This window comes from Pseudomonas sp. MSSRFD41, assembly GCF_014230245.1.
Classification (GTDB): Bacteria; Pseudomonadota; Gammaproteobacteria; order Pseudomonadales; family Pseudomonadaceae; genus Aquipseudomonas; species Aquipseudomonas piscis.
In genome coordinates this window covers 142,686-160,812 of the sequence record NZ_JACKZK010000005.1, presented here as the reverse complement: position 1 = coordinate 160,812, position 18,127 = coordinate 142,686, and the positions used below count along the sequence as shown (strand labels likewise).

Annotated in this window: 18 protein-coding genes; 5 read left to right on the top strand and 13 right to left on the bottom strand. The window is 64.7% G+C overall.

Annotated elements, in window-relative coordinates; genetic code table 11:
- The first annotated feature begins 9 nt into the window (after positions 1 to 9).
- Together H7A76_RS11075 and H7A76_RS11070 are read left to right on the top strand one after the other, a co-directional pair.
- On the top strand, positions 10 to 375 hold the full coding sequence (locus tag H7A76_RS11075) for a nuclear transport factor 2 family protein (protein ID WP_185698511.1): 366 nt from the start codon (positions 10 to 12) through the stop codon (positions 373 to 375).
- 2 nt (positions 376 to 377) lie between these two features.
- A complete protein-coding gene (locus H7A76_RS11070) occupies positions 378 to 887 on the top strand; it encodes a GNAT family N-acetyltransferase (RefSeq protein WP_185698637.1) in 510 nt (169 codons plus the stop codon).
- 24 nt (positions 888 to 911) lie between these two features.
- Here the strand turns inward: H7A76_RS11070 and metR are convergent, their stop codons facing one another.
- Positions 912 to 1,829 carry a transcriptional regulator MetR gene (gene metR, locus H7A76_RS11065; RefSeq protein ID WP_185698510.1) on the bottom strand — a complete coding sequence of 306 codons (918 nt, stop codon included), beginning with the start codon at positions 1,827 to 1,829 and terminating at the stop codon, positions 912 to 914.
- A gap of 232 nt (positions 1,830 to 2,061) precedes the next feature.
- Here metR and H7A76_RS11060 point away from each other — a divergent pair, with 232 nt between their 5' ends.
- Positions 2,062 to 3,096: an alpha/beta fold hydrolase gene (locus H7A76_RS11060; RefSeq protein ID WP_260497945.1), complete on the top strand. Its 1,035-nt coding sequence runs from the start codon at positions 2,062 to 2,064 to the stop codon at positions 3,094 to 3,096.
- A gap of 50 nt (positions 3,097 to 3,146) precedes the next feature.
- Here the strand turns inward: H7A76_RS11060 and H7A76_RS11055 are convergent, their stop codons facing one another.
- Genes H7A76_RS11055 through H7A76_RS11030 form a run of 6 tightly spaced genes read right to left on the bottom strand, consistent with a single transcriptional unit; the run spans position 3,147 to position 10,396 of the window.
- Positions 3,147 to 4,544: a sigma-54-dependent transcriptional regulator gene (locus H7A76_RS11055; RefSeq protein WP_185698509.1), complete on the bottom strand. Its 1,398-nt coding sequence runs from the start codon at positions 4,542 to 4,544 to the stop codon at positions 3,147 to 3,149.
- Entirely contained in the window at positions 4,534 to 6,312 is a 1,779-nt protein-coding gene (locus H7A76_RS11050) for an ATP-binding protein (protein ID WP_185698508.1), read from the bottom strand. Before H7A76_RS11050 ends, H7A76_RS11055 begins: the two co-directional genes overlap by 11 nt.
- Positions 6,309 to 7,436, bottom strand: a complete 1,128-nt coding sequence (locus H7A76_RS11045) for a GNAT family N-acetyltransferase (RefSeq protein ID WP_185698507.1) — start codon at positions 7,434 to 7,436, stop codon at positions 6,309 to 6,311. The genes H7A76_RS11050 and H7A76_RS11045 overlap by 4 nt, the downstream gene beginning before the upstream one ends.
- Positions 7,437 to 7,450: 14 nt before the next feature.
- Positions 7,451 to 8,317: an alpha/beta hydrolase gene (locus H7A76_RS11040; protein ID WP_185698506.1), complete on the bottom strand. Its 867-nt coding sequence runs from the start codon at positions 8,315 to 8,317 to the stop codon at positions 7,451 to 7,453.
- Positions 8,314 to 9,708: an aspartate aminotransferase family protein gene (locus H7A76_RS11035; protein ID WP_185698505.1), complete on the bottom strand. Its 1,395-nt coding sequence runs from the start codon at positions 9,706 to 9,708 to the stop codon at positions 8,314 to 8,316. The genes H7A76_RS11040 and H7A76_RS11035 overlap by 4 nt, the downstream gene beginning before the upstream one ends.
- Positions 9,701 to 10,396: an HAD-IB family phosphatase gene (locus tag H7A76_RS11030; RefSeq protein ID WP_185698504.1), complete on the bottom strand. Its 696-nt coding sequence runs from the start codon at positions 10,394 to 10,396 to the stop codon at positions 9,701 to 9,703. The genes H7A76_RS11035 and H7A76_RS11030 overlap by 8 nt, the downstream gene beginning before the upstream one ends.
- A 229-nt stretch (positions 10,397 to 10,625) precedes the next feature.
- On the opposite strand from H7A76_RS11030, the gene H7A76_RS11025 reads away from it, so the two are divergent.
- Both H7A76_RS11025 and H7A76_RS11020 read left to right on the top strand, forming a co-directional pair.
- Positions 10,626 to 11,396, top strand: coding sequence for a MipA/OmpV family protein (locus H7A76_RS11025; protein ID WP_185698503.1), 771 nt, complete (start codon positions 10,626 to 10,628; stop codon positions 11,394 to 11,396).
- 112 nt (positions 11,397 to 11,508) lie between these two features.
- On the top strand, positions 11,509 to 12,372 hold the full coding sequence (locus H7A76_RS11020; protein WP_185698502.1) for a fatty acid desaturase: 864 nt from the start codon (positions 11,509 to 11,511) through the stop codon (positions 12,370 to 12,372).
- A 170-nt stretch (positions 12,373 to 12,542) separates the two neighbouring features.
- Here H7A76_RS11020 and H7A76_RS11015 read toward each other — a convergent pair whose 3' ends face one another.
- The 6 genes from H7A76_RS11015 to H7A76_RS10990 all read right to left on the bottom strand — a co-directional run bounded on the left by H7A76_RS11015 (position 12,543) and on the right by H7A76_RS10990 (position 17,977).
- Positions 12,543 to 12,944 carry an EamA family transporter gene (locus tag H7A76_RS11015; RefSeq protein ID WP_185698501.1) on the bottom strand — a complete coding sequence of 134 codons (402 nt, stop codon included), beginning with the start codon at positions 12,942 to 12,944 and terminating at the stop codon, positions 12,543 to 12,545.
- Between the two features lie 31 nt (positions 12,945 to 12,975).
- Positions 12,976 to 13,350, bottom strand: a complete 375-nt coding sequence (locus tag H7A76_RS11010; RefSeq protein WP_185698500.1) for a transporter — start codon at positions 13,348 to 13,350, stop codon at positions 12,976 to 12,978.
- Complete coding sequence (locus H7A76_RS11005) at positions 13,347 to 14,267, bottom strand: arginase (protein ID WP_185698499.1); 921 nt, start codon at positions 14,265 to 14,267, stop codon at positions 13,347 to 13,349. Before H7A76_RS11005 ends, H7A76_RS11010 begins: the two co-directional genes overlap by 4 nt.
- 129 nt (positions 14,268 to 14,396) lie before the next feature.
- Positions 14,397 to 14,726 (bottom strand): GlpM family protein, encoded by a 330-nt coding sequence (locus H7A76_RS11000; protein ID WP_185698635.1) that lies wholly within the window; start codon positions 14,724 to 14,726, stop codon positions 14,397 to 14,399.
- Between the two features lie 27 nt (positions 14,727 to 14,753).
- Positions 14,754 to 16,079: a sigma-54-dependent transcriptional regulator gene (locus H7A76_RS10995; RefSeq protein WP_185698498.1), complete on the bottom strand. Its 1,326-nt coding sequence runs from the start codon at positions 16,077 to 16,079 to the stop codon at positions 14,754 to 14,756.
- Positions 16,076 to 17,977 (bottom strand): sensor histidine kinase, encoded by a 1,902-nt coding sequence (locus tag H7A76_RS10990; RefSeq protein ID WP_185698497.1) that lies wholly within the window; start codon positions 17,975 to 17,977, stop codon positions 16,076 to 16,078. Before H7A76_RS10990 ends, H7A76_RS10995 begins: the two co-directional genes overlap by 4 nt.
- Positions 17,978 to 18,127 lie beyond the last annotated feature (150 nt).

Genomic DNA, 18,127 nt, shown 5'->3' with positions numbered 1-18,127 from the left:
ATTAGTGCCATGACAGAGTTTTCCAGCCCCGAGGCCGTGGTCGAGGAGCAACTGCAAGCCTATAACCGCAAGGACCTGGAGGCCTGGCTGGCGACCTATGCCGGGGATGCCCGGCAATACGAGCATCCGGCGACCTTGCTGGCCCGTGGTCATGAAGAGATCCGGGCTCGGGCGCAGTTGCGCTTCCAGGAGCCCAACCTGCACGCCCGGCTGCTCCAGCGCTCGGTGATGGGCGATGTGGTCATCGATCATGAATTGATCAGCCGCACCTTCAGCGACGGCACCGGGACCCTGGAGACCGTGGCCATCTATGAAGTGCAGGACGGCAAGATAAAATCCGCCTCATTCATCACCGGACAGAAGATCCTCGATTGAACATGCAGATCCAGCGCCTGGCCCCGGAGGATGTCGAGCAGTACCGGGCCTTGATGCTCGAAGCCTACGATCGCCATCCCGAGGCGTTCACCTCCAGTGTCCGCGAGCGGGAAAAACTGCCCCTGGCCTGGTGGGCCGGGCGCCTGGATGGCGAGTTGGACGTGCTACTGGGAGCCTTCTGCGATGGGCGCCTGGTGGGGGTCGTTGGCCTGGCCTTCGAGCTGCGCGAAAAAGCCCAGCACAAGGCGACGCTCTTTGGCTTGTACGTCACCGCCGAACAGCGCAGCAGCGGCCTGGGCCTGCGCCTGGTGCAGGCGCTGCTGGCCGAAGCCGCGGAATATGAAGGCGTGCGCCTGGTGCAACTGACGGTGACGGCGGGCAACGACTCGGCGCTGGCCCTGTACCGGCGCTGCGGTTTCGTCCAGTACGGCCTCGAACCCCTGGCGGTGCGAGTGGGGGACGATTACTTCGACAAGATCCACATGTGGTACCGACTGCCGGAGCAAGGCTGAGGCGTCGCCGGCAGTTTCGGGCAATCAACGCACCGCGCTGACCCCGTCGAGGGTCGAGAACGAAGTGTCCTTGGCGGTCAGCAGGAAATCACGCATATAGGGCGCGTCCAGCATGTCGGCGCGAATCGCCGCGTACAGGGTGGCGAACAGGCCCTTTTCCCCCAGCCGCTTGGCCTTCACATAGCCCCGCGAGCTGTATTCATGCAGGGCCCAATGGGGCATGCCGCACACACCCCGACCGCTGGCCACCAGTTGCATCATCATCACCGTCAGTTCCGAGGTGCGCACCTGCGCCGGCTCGATGTCCGCCGGCTCCAGGAAGCGGGTGAAGATGTCCAGGCGATCGCGCTCCACCGGATAGGTGATCAGGGTTTCGCTGCGCAGGTCTTCGGGAACTATGTAGGACTTGCCCGCCAGCGGGTGCTGGTTGGCCACCGCCAGCATGGCCTCGTAGGTGAACAGCGGCACGTAGGTGATCCCGGCCAGGTCCACCGGGTCGGAAGTCACCACCAGGTCCAGGTCGCCACGGGCCAGGGCCGGCAGCGGAGCGAAGGAAAAGCCCGAGGCCAGGTCCAGTTCCACCTCCGGCCAGGCGTCGCGGAACTGGTCGATGGTCGGCATCAGCCACTGGAAGCAGCTGTGGCATTCGATGGCCATGTGCAGGCGCCCGGCGGTGCCGCCGGCCAGCCGCGACAGGTCGCGTTCGGCGCCGCGCAGCAGCGGCAGGGTTGCGTCCGCCAGTTGCAAGAGGCGCAGGCCCGCGCTGGTGAAGCGCACCGGCTTGGTCTTGCGCACGAACAGCGGCATGCCCAGGCGCTCTTCCAGTTCCTTGAACTGATGGGACAGGGCGGACTGGGTCAGGTGCAGGCGTTCGGCGGCTTCGACCAGGCTGTCGGCCTCGCGCAGGGCGTGCAGGGTCTTCAGGTGACGGATCTCGAGCACCGGGATCTCCATGAATGAATTTGCTGATAAAGGCGAGGGGGGTGAGTTTGTCTCATGATCAAGGGGCTGTCGACCACTGGCGTCGCTTTACCCCGGGGTTTTGCCCCATGCCGCTCCAGCGGGCATGACCGCGGGGCAATCTTCATCAAATTGTCACGCAACTGTGGCAGCGCGAATCATCGAACTTCATCAGACTCGCGCTCCACTGGGGTTCTGCGTTTCGGTGTTTTCCATGCGGGCAAGATTTCTTTCAGGTTGTCTCTTGCTGGCCGGGCTATTGCTCGGCCAGTGTGTTTTTGCGTCTGGGCGTTGCGACGTCGATGTGGCGACCCGGCGGGTCGACCTGCCACAGGTGAGCCTGGCGTACCAGAGCATCGGCCGGACTTCGGATCCGGCCCTGCTGCTGGTCATGGGCCTGGGCGGGCAGTTGATCCATTGGCCGGACGAGGTGGTGGTCGCCCTGTGCCAGCAAGGCTTCCGGGTGATCCGCTATGACAACCGCGACGTCGGCCTGTCCACCTGGCGCCAGGCGCCGGCCAGCGCCAACCTGACGCTCGAAGTGCTGCGCTACAAGCTCGGCCTGCCAGTGGCCGCGCCCTACACCCTGACCGACATGGCCGATGATGCCCTGGGGCTGATGGATGCCCTGCATGTGGAGCAGTTCCATGTGCTGGGGGCGAGCATGGGCGGGATGATCGCCCAGCACCTGGCGGCGATGGCTCCGCAGCGGGTCGAGAGCCTGACCCTGGTGATGACCAGCTCCGGCGCCGAGGGCCTGCCGGCACCCAACGCGGCGCTGGTGCAATTGTTGTCGCGGCGCAACGCGCCCAACCGGGAGGCGGCCCTTGAGCAGCAGGCGGATTTGCTGGCGGCCCTGGGCAGCCCCAAGGTGCAGGACGATCGCCAGGTGCTGCTGCACCAGGCGGCGCTGGCTTACGACCGGGCGTTCAATCCCGAGGGGGTCAAGCGCCAGATCATGGCGATCCTCGCCGAGCCGAGCCGGGTGAGCATGCTCAAGCAGTTGCGGGTGCCGACCCTGGTGGTCCACGGCACCGCCGACCCGTTGCTGCCGGTGATGCACGGCGTGCATCTGGCCGCGCATATCCAGGGCAGCCAGTTGAAGCTGATCCCGGGGCTGGCCCATCGTTTCCAGGAGGCGTTCAAGGCGCCACTGCTGGCGGCGGTACTGCCGTACCTGCAAAGCCATCGCGAAGACACTTCCCACTGGGCCCGGATCGAACCGCTGGAAGTGGGCCGCATGCTCTGAGCCAAGCCTCAAGCGGATAGATCTTCGCTTGCAGCTTGTCGCTGTTCGCGTCAGCGAACGATCTTGTCCACCTGGATCCCCAGTTTCTTCAAGCGATACCAGAAGCTGCGTTCGGAGATGCCGATCATCTGGGCGGCGGCGGCCTGGACGCCATTGCTCTGGTGCAGGGCCGCGAGGATATAGGCCTTTTCCACTTCGGCCAGGGCGGCGTCCAGGTCGCTGGGCACTTGCGGCCCGACATTGAGGGCGACGCTGGCCGCGCCATCCCCGGAGCGGGTATCGAACAGGTAGCCCGGCAGGTCGCTTGCCTCGATGGTCTGGCCGGTGGCGACGATGGTCGCCCGCTCCACGCAGTTCTGCAGCTCGCGGATATTGCCTGGCCAGTTGTAGTTGGCCATGGCCTGCAAGGCCTGGGGACTGAAACCGGTGATGCGTTTGCCGGCGGTGGCCCCCAGGCTATGGGCGAAATGCCGGGCCAGCGGGCCGATGTCCTCGACGCGCTCGCGCAAGGCCGGCAAGGGAATGGGGAACACATTGAGGCGGTAGTACAGGTCCTCGCGAAACTCCTTGTTGGCCACCGCTTGCAGCAGGTCCTTGTTGGTCGCGGCGATCACCCGCACATCGACCTTGCGCTCCCGGGGATCGCCCACCGGCTCGATCACCCGCTCTTGCAGGGCACGGAGGATCTTGGCTTGCAGGGCCAGGGGCATGTCGCCCACTTCGTCGAGGAACAACGTGCCCTTGTCCGCCTGCTGGAAGCGCCCGACCCGATCCGCCACGGCGCCGGTGAAGGCGCCCTTGCGATGGCCGAACATCTCGCTTTCCAGCAAGCCTTCGGGAATGGCCGCGCAATTGACCGCGACGAAAGGTTTGCCAGCGCGATTGCCGTGCTTGTGGATAGCCCGGGCGACCATTTCCTTGCCGGTGCCGCTTTCGCCGGTGAGCAGGATGGTGGCATTGCTCTCGCGCACCGAGTCCACCGCTTGCAGCACCTGGCGGAAGGCCGGGCTGTCGCCCACCAGGCTGTCGATCTGTTGCTGCTCCTCAAGCTCGGCGCGCATGCGCTGGTTGTCCTTGAGGATGTCGCGAAACTGCAGGGCCTTGCTGACGGTGATGTCCAGCTCGTCGATGTCGAAAGGCTTGGCGATGTAGTCGTAGGCGCCGTTGCGCATGGACTGCACGGCGTTCTTCACGGTGCTGTAGGCGGTCATCACGATCACCGGCAACTGCGGGTAGCGCTGCTTGATCTCGCCCAGCAACTGTGGGCCGTCCATGCCGGGCATGCGCCAGTCGCTGATCACCAGGTCGATGTCTTCCTGTTCCAGCACCTTGAGCGCGTGCAGGCCGTTGCCCGCGGTGAACACCTGGATGCCGTTCTGGCCCAGGGCCGAGGACAACAGGTCACAGAGCTTGGGTTCGTCGTCGACCACCAACAGGTTATGCGTCATCGCGGTCCTCATCGTCCTCGTCGTCTTCACCATTGGCCGGAATGTACAGGCTGAAGGTGGCGCCGGCATCCTTTTCGCTGACGCATTCGATGTGGCCGTCATGACTTTCCAGGATCGAATAGACCTTGGCCAGGCCCAGGCCGGTGCCCGAGGCCTTGGTGGTCACGAACGGCGTGAAGATGCGCTCCAGCATGTCCGGCTCGATGCCCTGGCCGGTATCACCGATGCTGATGATGGTTTCGTCCTCCTGCTGGGCGATGCCCAGGGTCAGGCGGCCGCCTTCGGGCATGGCGTCGATGGCATTGAGGATCAGGTTCAGGCAGGCCTGCTTGAGCTGGCGGGCGTCGGCGTGGATGGTCGCGCCCGGGGCCAGGTCCTCGATGCGAGCGTCGATGTTGTGGGTCGCCAGTTCCGGGCCGCAGAAGCCCAGCAACTCCTCGAGCAAGGGGCGCGCCGGCTGGGTGGAGCGGATCGGCGTGCTGGGCTTGGCGAAGTCGAGGAACTCGGTGATCAGGTCGTTGATCCGGCTGACCTCGCTGATCACGTATTCCAGGTGGCGCTTGTCGTTCTCGGGCAGGTCGGCCCGGCGGTGCAGCAACTGGGTGGCGGTCTTGATGATGCCCAGCGGATTGCGGATCTCATGGGCCAGGCCCATGGCGACTTCGCCCAGGGCATGCAGGCGGTCACGGCGGCGCAATTGGCCCTCCAGATGTTGCAACTCGCCCAGGCGCTCGGTCATGTGGTTGAAGGTGCTGCTCAGTTCCGCCAGCTCGTCGCCGCCGATCACCGGCACCCGTTGCCGGTAGTCGCCGCCGATCACCGCCTGCACGCCCTTGGACAAGCCCCGCAGGGGCCGGGTCAGGCGTTGCGACACCAGCCAGCCGACGCACAGCGAGGCCGCCGAGCTGAGGAGGAAGATCAGGATGAACAGGTTGCTCTGGTTGACCAGGCCCACCAGGCTGCTGTGGCGCAGCAGGCCGCTGAAGATCACTCCTACCAGGTCGCCGCTGTCGTTGAAGATCGGCCGGTACAACCCGCTGTAGCGGTTGGTGAACTGCTCGGTGGGTTGGCGCGTGGTGCGCAGGATGTCTTCGATGCGGTGCGGCACCCGTGGCGGGTGGTCTTCGAAGCGCTGGGTGGCGAAGATTTCCGAGAAGTCGTCGGCCTTGGCCAGGTACAGGCGCAGGTCCAGGGAATGCACGTCGGCCACGCTGGTGAGGAAGCTGGCATCCAGGTAGGTGGCGATCAACAACTGGTAGTCGACGCCGTCGAGGTTGGTCTGGAAGGTCGAGACCACCACGCCGGTGGCCGCGCCGCCGACCTGGATGGTCTGCAGCACGGCGTTGGAGGCGGTGCTGATCTGCCCGACCACATCGTCGGCGGCGGTGGTGAACATCACCTTGTGGTCGCTCTTGCGAATCAGCGCCACCACGTCGATGCCCATGGAGTCGGCGATATCGGCGGTGAGCTTGTCGTGCTTGGCTGCGTTGCGCTCCCCGGGGGGCCGGGTGTAGCGCAGGAACAGCTGGGCGATCCGGGCGTTGTCGCGCAGGATCTCGGTGATTTCGTCCTCGACGATCTTGGTGGATTCCTGCAGCCAGATCCGCACGTTGCTGTCGAAGATTTCCGACAACGTGGTGGCCGCCAGTTCGGCGGCGATCATGGTGGGGATCACGCTGACCAGCCAGAACGCCAGTACCAGCTTGCGCTGCAGGCTCCAGCGGGAGATGGCGAAGGGGCGGGGAGGACGACGATCTTTTCTGGTCATGTACTTTCGCTTATTGCAGCGGCCATGGCGGGGTCGGAGCGATCCGGGCGGACAAAGCGTTTTATCACCTTCAGCAAGGTGTTGAGCAAGGGATTGCGGTGGCGGAAAAACAGCATGTTAGCGGTGAAGCGGCAGCCCAGGCGCAATTTGCTCGCATAACCGGCCTGGCCACACTCGTACAGCGGGATGCGCTGCTGGATGCAGTGGTCGACGTTGGCCAGCCAGCTGCGAAAATACAGGTTGTGCTCGCGGGTGACATCCAGATCGTGGGCGAAGAACTTGTCGATCAACCGATGCTGGTCGATGAGCACCAGGTTGAACGCCACCAGTTGCTCGCCGACCCAATACAGGACGCAGGCGGCCCGTTCACCCAGCTGTTCGAGGATGCCGGTGAAGTACTCCGCCGGCAGGCGTTCGAACTGCAGGTCGGCGCGGTTCAGGGTCGCCTCGTACAGGCGCATGATGTCCGGTAGCACGTCATCGATCCGCTGCCGCCACTCGATGCGCGGTGCCGGCGCCCGGAGCTTGCGGCGCAGGTCCTTGCGGGTGGACTTGCCCAGGGTGCCCAGGTAGGCGTCGATGGAGGCGAAGGGTATCGGCAGCAGGGCGCTGGGCAGGCTCGGCATCGCCTGCAGCCCGGCGGCCAGGCAACTTTCGGCCCATTGCTGGTCGTGGCTGGCGGCGTCCTTGACCGCCATCAGGCCGATGCCGAAGCTGTCGGCGTCGGCCCGGGCCAGCTTCAGCAACTCGTCCAGCAGGGCTTGGCGGCGTTCGGCCGGTACATGGCTGGCGGTGCCGACATCGCACTGTTCGGCCACCGGCGAGCCGATGGCGTACAGGCGCAATTGCAGGATTCCTGGCCACTGGCGTTCCAGGCGTTCGGTAAAGCGCTTGGCCAGCCCCGAGACCGTGGTGTCGAGCCGGTACTGGGTGGTGAAGGCCGGCGCCACCGCCACCAGGGTCGACCCTTCGTAGACCGCCAGGTAGCGCCAGCGAAAGTCGGCGATGGCGGCTTTTTCCACGGCCAGGTAATAGTCCCAATCCTCCAGGGCCCCTGGAAAACAGTCGTTCCAGGCACTGCGTTCGATGGCCTGTATGGTTGCAAAGGCTTGGGCGGTAATCACGTCTCGTCCTTAAGTCACGCCAGCTGTCGATAGTCTTCGCGCAGGCTCGGGCTGGCCACCCGTTGCTGGATGAAGTCGGCGCTCAGCTCGATCACCCGCTGGTATTGCAGGTCCACGGTGATCATGTGGTAGCAGTTGTCCAGGAGGATCTTGGTCACCGGGCCGCCGAGCTTGCGTTCCACGTAGTCGGCATTCCAGGTGCTGGTGATGTCGTCTTCGCTGGAGTGCAGGACCAGGGCCGGGGTCATGATCGACGGCATGCGTTTCTTGACCACGGCGTTCATCCGGTGCAACTCGCGCACCGTCACGCCTTCCATGGTCAGGAGTCCGGCATCGCTGCTGGCGCCGGCCTTCATCTGCTTCTCGACGATGGCCCGCAGGCGTTCGTTCTTGATGCCGTAGGGTGGTTTTTCCTCGAAGCGGCAGATATGCACGCCGAACGGGATCTTCATCAGCAGCGGCGTCAGGAACGCCAGCTTGTTGATGCTCCAGCCGTCGTACTTGAGGGTGGTGGAATACATCAGCAGGCCGCTGATCCGCCCCGGATGCTCGGAGGCCAGGTACATCGACATCACCGCGCCCATGGACAGGCCGCCGACGAACACCTGTTCGTGGCGTTGCTGCATGGCGGCGAAGGTCTTGCGTACGCCCTGGTACCAGTCCTGCCAGCCGGTGGCCTGCAGGTCGCTGTTGTCCCCGCAGTGCCCGGGCAGGGTCGGTACGTACACGGTGCACGTACCGTCCTTGGCCAGGCCCTGGGCCACCCTACGGAGTTCCGTCGGGGTGCCGGTCAGGCCGTGGATCAGCAAGATCCCGACCTGACCCGTGCCGAGAACGAAGCCGGCGTCGCCTTCGCCCAGATCGATCTCAGCCATGCTCATCGCTTCATGGCCCGATCCAGCAGGCGGTCCAGCAGGGCCAGGCCCAGGTCGATTTCCGCGTAGCTGATTTCCAGCGAGGGCGCCAGGGTGATCACGTTCTTGTAGTAGCCGCCCACATCGAGGATCAGGCCCAGGCGCTGGCCGTCGATGACGATGTCGCCCTTCATGCCTTCCTCGACCATGTAGTCCAGGGTCGCCTTGTCCGGGGTGAAGCCATCGGTGGTGCAGATCTCGCAGCGCAGGGCCAGGCCCAGGCCGTCGACGTCGCCGATGATCGGGTAGCGCTTCTGCAGGTCCTTGAGGCCTTCGAGGAAGTACTTGCCTTTCTCCATGACCATCGCGCCGTAGTCGATCTCGCTGGTCATCTTGAACATTTCCAGGCCCACGGCGGTGCCCAGCGGGTTGGAGGCGAAGGTGGAGTGGGTCGAGCCTGGCGGGAACACGCCCGGGTTGATCAGCTCTTCACGGGCCCAGATGCCGCCCAGCGGGTTGAGGCCGTTGGTCAGCGCCTTGCCGAACACGATCACGTCGGGCTGGACGTCGAAGTGCTCGATCGACCACAGCTTGCCGGTACGGTAGAAGCCCATCTGGATTTCGTCGACCACCAGCAGGATGCCGTGCTGATCCAGCACTTGCTTGAGCTCGCGGTAGAAGTTCATCGGCGGGATCACGTAGCCGCCGGTGCCCTGGATCGGCTCGGCGTAGAACGCTGCGTATTCGCTCTGGCCGACCTTCGGGTCCCAGACACCGTTGTATTCGGTTTCGAACAGGCGGGCGAACTGCTTCACGCAGTGGCTGCCGTACTCTTCCTTGGTCATGCCCTTGGGGCCGCGGAAGTGGTAGGGGAACGGAATGAACTGCGCACGTTCGCCGAAGTGGCCGTAGCGGCGGCGGTAGCGGTAGCTGGAAGTGATCGACGAGGCGCCCAGGGTACGACCGTGGTAGCCGCCTTCGAAGGCGAACATCAGGCTCTTGCCGTTGCTGGCGTTACGCACGACTTTCAGCGAGTCCTCCACCGACTGCGAGCCGCCGACGTTGAAGTGCACGCGACCGTCGAGGCCGAACTTCTTCTTGGCATCCAGGGCAATCACTTCCGACAGCTCGATCTTGCCTTTGTGCAGGTACTGGCTGGCGATCTGCGGCAGGGTGTCGATCTGCTGCTTCAAGGCGTTGTTCAGGCGTGGGTTGGCGTAGCCGAAGTTCACCGCCGAGTACCACATCTGCAGGTCGAGGTAGGCCTGGTCGCTGGTGTCCCAGACATAGGAGCCTTCGCAGCGGCTGAAGATGCGTGGGGGTTCGATGTAGTGGACGGTATCGCCGTAGGAGCAGTACTTGGCTTCTTTGTCCAGAAGGACCTGGTCTTCTGCGGTAGCGATGCGGATATCAGACATGGTGGAAGAGTTCCTGGGTTTCAAGAGAGAAAGTGGTGGCGTTGGCGGCGTCGCTCGGCAGCTTGGCCAGCAGTGCCGGCAGCTCGGCGAAGGAGTCGAACCGCGCGTAGGGAATGGCGTTGCGTTCGCAGTACTCGGCCAGGCGGCCCTTGGCGAAGACGAAGTCGGCAGTGGAGGCCACGCACATGTCGGACTGGCCGTCGCCGATCACCAGCACGCGCTTGCCGCGCGGGACGGACTTGCATTTGCAGTTGCCGGAAGCGGCCCGGCAAGCGTCGCTGGAATAGGGGAAGTCGATGCGCCAGCTGTTGTGGTCGACCTGGCGCAGGCGGTTGGCGAGGATCGGTAGCAGGGTCACGTAGTTGCGCGCCAGGATGCGGGCGATGCCTTGTTCGATGCCGTCGCTGACCACTTCGATGGTGGCGCCCAGGCCGATCACATGGTCGACGAAGTCAGGGAAGTCGGGATCGATCTCGACACTGTCGAAATAGCCCAGCAGCTCGGCTGGCGAGGCCTTGACCAGGGCCAGTTGGCGGCTGAGGCATTCCCGGGAGCCGATATGACCGTCCAGCCACTCTTGCTCGATGGTTTCCCAGCTTGGGTCGGCGAAGCGTTGGAGGACGTTATCGATCACGTCGGCGCGGGAGATGGTCCCGTCGAAGTCACATACGATATGCCAGTGCATCATCTGCTGTTACCTGCTGAATAAGAGCGTTGTGTACGCTTGTGGCGGGGGTAGAGCAGGGACTGTGCCAAGTAGGGAAAACCCTGCGGGGCTGGGGCCTTGCCTGGAAGGGGAAGCGATTTGTAGCCTGGCAGCTACAATTTTTGTAGCTTGCTACAAACAACATCAGTGCTTGCGCTCGGGACTGCTCGTAGTGATTGATGCGCGCATTTTCAGATAAGGAATTTCATTCATGCCAAGGCTCACCTTCCCCTCCCTCCTGGCCGGCCTGCTGTCGCTGGGCCTTGCTTGTAGCGCCTGGGGTGACTCCGGCCTCACCGGCGAGGTGGGCCTGGGGCTGGGCTACCAACCCCACGATCCTACGGCCAGCCGCTATGACACCACGCCCTTGCCCTACCTGGACCTGGATTGGGGCGATGTCAGCCTGAGCACCGACGACGGCCTGACCTGGGATGCCTTCAAGAGCAATGGCTGGAGTGCGGGGCCCTACATCAATTACCTGCAGGGGCGTAATGCCGATGGCTCGTTGCGCGGGCTGCGGGATGTGCCGGACATGGCCGACGTAGGTGGTTTCGTGCAGTACGCCCCGGACGATTTCTGGCGCGTGTTCGCCGCCTTGGGCCAGGCCGTGGGCGGTTCCGGTGGCCAGGGCGGCATGCTGGGCAAAGTGGGCGGCGAGATCGGCTACCCCTTGGGCATGGGCATCATCGGCAGCAACAACCTGACCCTGCACTTTGCCGATGCCCGGCAGAACCAGACCTTCTTCGGTGTCAGCACCAAGGAGTTCCTGGCCTCTGGCATCCAGCGCTATGACGCCGGCGGTGGCTTGCAGAACTTCACCCTGACCCAGAACATCCAGGTCCCGCTGGGGCGCAACTGGTCGCTGGTGGCCAGCGCCAGCTGGATCCGCCTGGTCAACTCGGCGGCCGACAGCACCATCGTGCGCGACAAGGGCCACGTCAACCAGGGACAAGTACAGACCGCCATCAGCTATCGTTTCTGAGGGCTTTGTAGCCTGGCGCCCGGGGCGGGACCGGCCACGGGCGTCGTCAGGAGGAAAACTGGTCTGGCCTTTGCAACAGGCGCCATGAATCCAATTTCCCAGGAAGTTCTTCATGGCCCGTCCTGCCTATCGTTTGCTCGCCTATTCCCTCTGGGACCTGATCCCGATCGTCATGGCCCTGGCGCATTTCGCCTTCGTTCTGTGGCTGGTGCTGGATTTCCACGCGCTGTCCTGGTGGGTCATCATCCCGGCCGCGCTGTTGTACGCCGTCAGCCTGTCGTGGAGCATCAACAGCATTTCCCACAACCAGATCCACAACGCCTACTTCACGCCCGCCTGGATGAACCGCGCCTTCGACCTGTTGCTGTCGGTGACCATCGGTTTTTCCCAGACCCTGTACCGCGACATCCATAACCGCCACCATCGGGGCAACTCCGACCTGCCGGATGCCAATGGCAAGACCGTCGATCCGCTGTCGATCTACCTGCACGGCAAGAACGGCCAGCCGGACAACCCGTGGGCCTATATCTTCCTCAGTTTCTTTCGCGATGATCCGAAGGAGATCTACCAGGACATGCAGCGCAAGCGCCCGGACGATGCACGCTGGGTGAAAGTGGAGATCGCCGTGACGATCGCGTTCTACCTGGCGCTGGCGTTCTTCGACTGGCACGCGGTGCTGGTACTGCTGCCGTTCTGGTACCTGGGCCAGTCGCTGTCGTCGCTCAATGGCTACTACGAGCACCTGGGGGCTAATCCCGACCTGCCGATCGCCTGGGGCGTGAGTTCCTATAGCCCGCTGTACAACCTGATCTGGATGAACAACGGCTACCACGCCGAGCACCACTACCGGCCGAAGATGCACTGGACCAAGGTCAAGGCCTTCCATCGCCAGATTCGCGAGGAACAGCGTGCGGCGGGGGTGAAAGTGATCCCGGTGTCCCACGGGCTGGGCTTTCTGGTTTCCCACCGCCAGTAACCTGTAGCCGTTGCCGAAGGCTGCGCACGACGGCGCAGCGGGCGCGCAAGGCTGAAGTTGTCGAAGGTCCTGCGGACCTTGTCGCAGCCTGGCGGCAGCGGCTACACGAAGCTGATCCTGTAGCCGCTACCGAAGACTGCGTACGCCCGCGCAGCGGGCGCAGGGTGTTTTCAGGCTTCCTCGCCTTCGGCCAGCAGGGCGATCCCGCCCATGATCACGAAGACCCCGAGCCAGTGCAGCGGGTTGATCTGCTCGCCCAGCATCAGCCACGAGCCCAGCAGGACCACCACATACACCAGGGCGCTCAGGGGGAAGGCCAGGGACAGGCTGCTGCGCCGCAGGATCAGCATCCAGACGAAGAACGCGCCGATGTAGCAGGCGATCGCCGTCAGCACCCCGGGATTGGCAATGACCGCCGCCAGCCATTGCAGGCTGAAATCCATCTGTCCCAGCTGGTCGCCGCCGACCTTGGTGGCGATCTGGCCGGCCCCTTCGAAACTGATCAACAAGAACCACAGCAGCAGGGTGCCCAGGCGCCCATGCAGCCAGTCGTTAGCTTGGTTCGAACTCATGAAGCGTTTCCTTGTATCGGTTGGACAGGGCTCAGGTACTGGCGATGCAGACCAGCATCACGCCGGCGGTGATCACCAGGGTGCCGAGCCAGCGCCGGCGGCTGACGGTTTCCCCCAGCACCACCTTGCCCGCCAGTACCACCCCGCAATAACCCAGGGCCGCGGCCGGGAACAGCAGGCTCAGGGGGGCCCGGGACAGGGCCTCGAGCCAGACGAAGAATTCCACCGCGTAGGCGCCTACCCCGCACCACAGCAGCGGGGCGTTGAACACCTGGCCCCAGAAGGCGTTCAGGCGAAAGCCCCCCTCCAGCTCCGGCAAGCGGTCCAGGCCCAGCTTGAAACACAACTGGCCGATCACATCGAGGAGGATGGAAAAGGCCACCAGCAACACGACGGTCAAGGTCATGGGAACAGCTCCTCGAACAGCGAAAGCAAGGCTTCATTGGTCACCGAATTGCGCAGCAGGTCCTCCTGGCTCCAGCGTTCGGGCGGTGGCTGGTCGGATTTGGCCTCCCAGCGCTTGAAGGCATTGCTGAAGGCCGGCTGGGCGAATTCGCCGCAAACGTCGATGCCCAGTATCCGTTTCCGCGCCGCCAGGGCGCGGATGGCTTGCAGCAGGTGTTCCAGGCGCATGCCGCCCTGGTCCCAGTTGGTGGCGGCGTCCTCGCTGGCCAGCACGTCCTTGTCGATGGTGATCCAGACCGCCGCGGTGGGCAGGCTGGCGATCATGCCGTCGAGGAAATCCGTCCAGTCCAGCTGGACCAGGTTGCGCCAGTGCAGGTGCCGGTCTTGCTGCTGGTGCCCGGCGCCGTCGCCGACCCGGCCCCAGACCCGGGAGGGCTCGTGTTGCCAGGGGAACAACTGCAACTTGCCGTGCTTCAAGGCGCCGAGGTTGCCACCGCGCAATTGCGGGTTGTGCAGGTCTTCGCTGCAGGGCCCAAGGGTGACGATGCGCTGGATATTGGGCAGTTGCAGCGCCCGGTTGACCCAGGATCCGCAATGCCGGCGCGGGGCCAGGCGCACCCAGTCCGGATGGTTGTCGAAGTGGATCAGGCTCACCGGCTCCGGCAGGTTGCGCAGCAAGGCCGGGGTCAGGTGGTGATAGTCGCCGGAGCCGACGAAGAAGATTTCCGGCTGCGGGCCGCTATGGCGGGGCCGCCGTTCCAGGCGCTCGATGAATTGGCGGTAGGTGCGCTCGGTGGACCAGAGCCGCAGCCTGGGGCCCAGGTCCAGCAGGTCGATGCGTCGCGCCTGGCCAGTTTGCAGGCGCCGGGTGATGGGCTCCTGGGCGGTCAGGCTGTGGTCGAGATCTAGAATGTTCAAGGTGTACTTTACCCATGGCAGCGCCCCCCGGAAAACTGCGTGATCAGGCTGGAACGCAGGCCGGGCGGGCTTTGCCGGGTAAATGCAAGGGTCGGGCCAGGGCTGCATGCGACCCTGCCGGGGCAGGCCTCAGGCGTGGACCCGGACCCAGACGCTGACCAGGATGCTGGCGGCCATCAGCCAGGCCACCGCGGCCACCGCCAGGGAGGCCTCCAGGCGCAGGCGGTCGACCATCACGTACAGGGTCGCCAGGTAGACGAAATAGGGAATGATCGACCACATGCCGAACAGGATGGTGGTCTTCAGGTCGTCCAGCGAACGGCCTTTGCCGACGATGTAGTGGGCGATCAGGGCGAAGGTCGGGAACAGTGGTACCAGCCCGGCGATGTAGTAGTTCCGAGTCTTGGCCAGGGCCGCGAGAATCACCACCACAGCCGCGCCCAGCGCGGCTTTCAACAACAGATCCATGGATAGGGCGCCTTGGGGTCAGTGGCTCAGGCCGTACTTCTTGACCTTGTCGAACAGCGTGGTCTTGGCCATGCCCAGCTCCTGGCTGGCCTGGGTCAGGTTACCGCCGCTGCGTTGCAAGGCATCGTTCAACAGGGTGCGCTCGAAGGCTTCCACCGCCTCGGCGAAGCCCAGGCCCTGGCCGCTGCCACTGCCGGCTTTCTTGAAGGCCGGCAGGCCCAGGGCGAAGCGCTCGGCGACGTTGCGCAATTCACGCACATTGCCCGGCCAGTCGTGGCTCATCAGGCTCGACAGGGTCTGGTTGTCCAGCTCCGGTGCCACGCGGTCGAAGCGCAGGGACGACTGCTGCAGGAAGTGCTCGAACAATTGCAGGATGTCTTCGCGCCGCTCGCGCAGGGGCGGCAGTTCCAGGGTCACCACGTTGAGGCGGTAGTACAGGTCGCTGCGAAACTCCTTGGCCTGGCTCAGCTGGTTGAGGTCCGACTTGGTGGCGGCGATCACCCGGCAGTCCACGGCCACGCTCTGGTTCGAGCCCAGGCGCTCCAGGGTGCGCTCCTGCAGCACCCGCAACAGCTTGATCTGCAAGTTGATGGGCATGCTTTCCACTTCATCGAGGAACAGCGTGCCCTGGTGAGCGTGCTCGATCTTGCCGATGCGCCGCTTGCCGGCACCGGTGAAGGCGTTGGCCTCGTGGCCGAAGATTTCACTCTCGAACAGGTTTTCCGGCAGGCCGCCGCAGTTCAGGGCGACGAACTGTTGCTGGTGGCGCCGACTGAAGTCGTGCAGGCACCGGGCGACCAGTTCCTTGCCGGTGCCGGTCTCGCCTTCGATCAGCACGTTGGCCGAGGTATCGGCGACGTTGGCGATCAACTCCCGCAGGTTTTGCATCGCTGGCGAGCGGCCGATGATTCGTCCCTCCAGGGAGCTGCGTTCGGCCAGCTGGCGCCGCAGTGAACTCACTTCACGAGCCAGGCCCCGCTGTTCCAGGGCGCGGCGAGCCACTTCCACCAGGCGTTCGGGGGAAAAGGGCTTTTCCATGAAGTCGTAGGCGCCGTTCTGCATCGCCCCCACCGCCATGGAGATGTCGCCATGGCCGGTGATCAACACCACCGGCAAGCTGCGGTCGCGGGCCTTGAGGCGGGTCAGCAGTTCCAGGCCGTCGATGCCCGGCAGGCGGATGTCGCTGACCACGATGCCGGGAAAGTTGTCCCCGACCTGGGCCAGGGCATCTTCGGCGCTGCCCACGCCGATGCAGGGAATGTCTTCCAGGGCCAGGGCCTGTTGGCAACCCAGCAGGACATGGGGGTCGTCTTCGACGATCAGCACGGTCAGCTCGTGGTTCATATCGGCTCGGCTCGAGTAGGGCTTGCCAGGGGCAAGCTGAGGACAAAGGCGGTGCCGCCGCTTGCCGGATGTTCCACCCCCAGGCTGCCGCCGCTGGCTGCGGCAAGGCTGGCGGACAGGGTCAGGCCCAGTCCCAGCCCCTGTTCGCCGGGCTTGGTGGTGAAAAAGGGTTCGAACAGATGCTTGCGTGTCTCGGGGTCGATGCCGTGGCCGTTGTCCCGTACCCGCAGGCGGTACTTGCCGTCGGCGGATTCGCCTTCGAGCCAGAGCTGCGGCGCCGGCTGTGCCTGCATGGCATCCAGGGCGTTGCCCATCAGGTTGACCAGGATCTGCTCCAGGCGTGTCTGGTCGATCTGCAAGGTCTGTTCGGCGAAGTCGCGATGCAATTGCAGGGGCAGCGGTTCCAGGCGCGCGCCGAGGACTTGCAGGGCGGCGTCCACCGCCTTGGCCAGGCTGGCCTGGCCCTGGTCGTCGCCACGACGGGCGAAGGAGCGCAGGCTGGCGGTGATGCGGCCCATGCGGTCGATCAGTTCATTGATGGTCTTGAGGTTGGCGCTGGCGGTGTCCAGAGCGCCGCGCTCGAGGAAGCGCACGGTGTTGCCCGATAGCGTGCGCAGCGCTGCCAGCGGCTGGTTGAGTTCGTGGGCGATGCTGGTGGACATCTGGCCGATGGCCGCCAGCTTGCCGGCCTGGACCAGCTCGTCCTGGGCCCGGCGCAGGGTTTCCTCGGCTTGGCGGCGCTCACGGATCTGCGCCTTGAGCCGTTCGTTGCTGGCGCGCAGGTCGGCGGTGCGCTCGGTGATCCGTCGTTCGAGCTGGCTGTTGGCTTCCTGCAAGGCCTCGCGGGCGGCCAGGCGAGTGGCGATGACCTTGCGCCGTTCGTTCCAGGCAATCATCAGGAACGCCACCAGGGCGAAGGCCACGGCCACCAGGATGCCCTGGTTGATGGCTTCGCGGCGCAGGTCCTGCAAGGGCGTCAGCAGGGTGAAGTTCCAGGGGGTGTCGCTCAAGGGGCGAGTCTGGGACAAGTAGCTGATGGGCTGTTCGTCGTCGGCCAGTTCGGTGTTGGCCGGAAAGGTGAGTTTCTCCACGCCCTCCTCCAGGCGCTCGCGGGCCAGGGGTTCCAGTTCGTTGAGCGGGAACCAGTAGTACTGCAGGCTGCGGGCCAGGCGTTCCTTGGTGTCGTCGCTCAGCGGGCGGACCGACTTGAGGCGGCGGCTCGGATCGCTGGAGAGGATGATGATGCCGTTCTCGTCGCTGACGAAGGCTTCCATGCGCGCCCGTTGCCAGCGCTCCTCCAGGGCTTCGAGGCGGACCTTGACCACCGCTACGCCGATGATCTTGCCTTGCTCCTCCAGGCCATGGGCCAGGTAGTAGCCGGGCTCGCCACTGGTGCTGCCGATGCCGTAGAAGCGCCCGGGGTAGCCGCGCACGGCGTTCTGGTAGTAGGCCCGGAACGACAGGTCTTCGCCCAGGTAGCTGTCGACATCGCGCCAGTTGCTGGTGGCCAGCACCCGGCCGGTGGTGTCCATGACATAGATGGCCCGGCTGCGGCTGCGGCGGTTCAGGCCTTCGAGGTATTGGTTGACGGCTTGCCGGTGTTCCGGCGAGGGATCGGCCAGCAGTTGCGAGACGCTGGATTCCAGCTCCAGCAGGCTGGGCAGGTAGGTGTACTTGCTGATCTCGCTCTCTACGGCGCGGGCATGCAACTCCAGCTGGCGCGCGCCATTTTCACCCAGGGTGCGGATGCCGTTGTGCTCGCTGATCCAGAATCCGGCGTAGCCCAGGGCGGCCATCAGGGCGATGACCAGGGGCGGTAGCAGCAGATGACGGATCAGACGGGGTTTCACGGCGAGTGATGGCGGCGTGGCGCGATAGAGAGTGGGGTCGCATTTCATCACAGATGCCTTGGGTCAACCAGCATGGCGACGGGCGCACCCACGCTCGGCCCGGAGGCCGTCATGGAGCGCTGAGTGCCTCGTGCCAGGCAAGATCCATTCGCAGGTTGGGGGTCGCCAGGCGACCCCGTGGGAGCAGGCTCCCTTGCC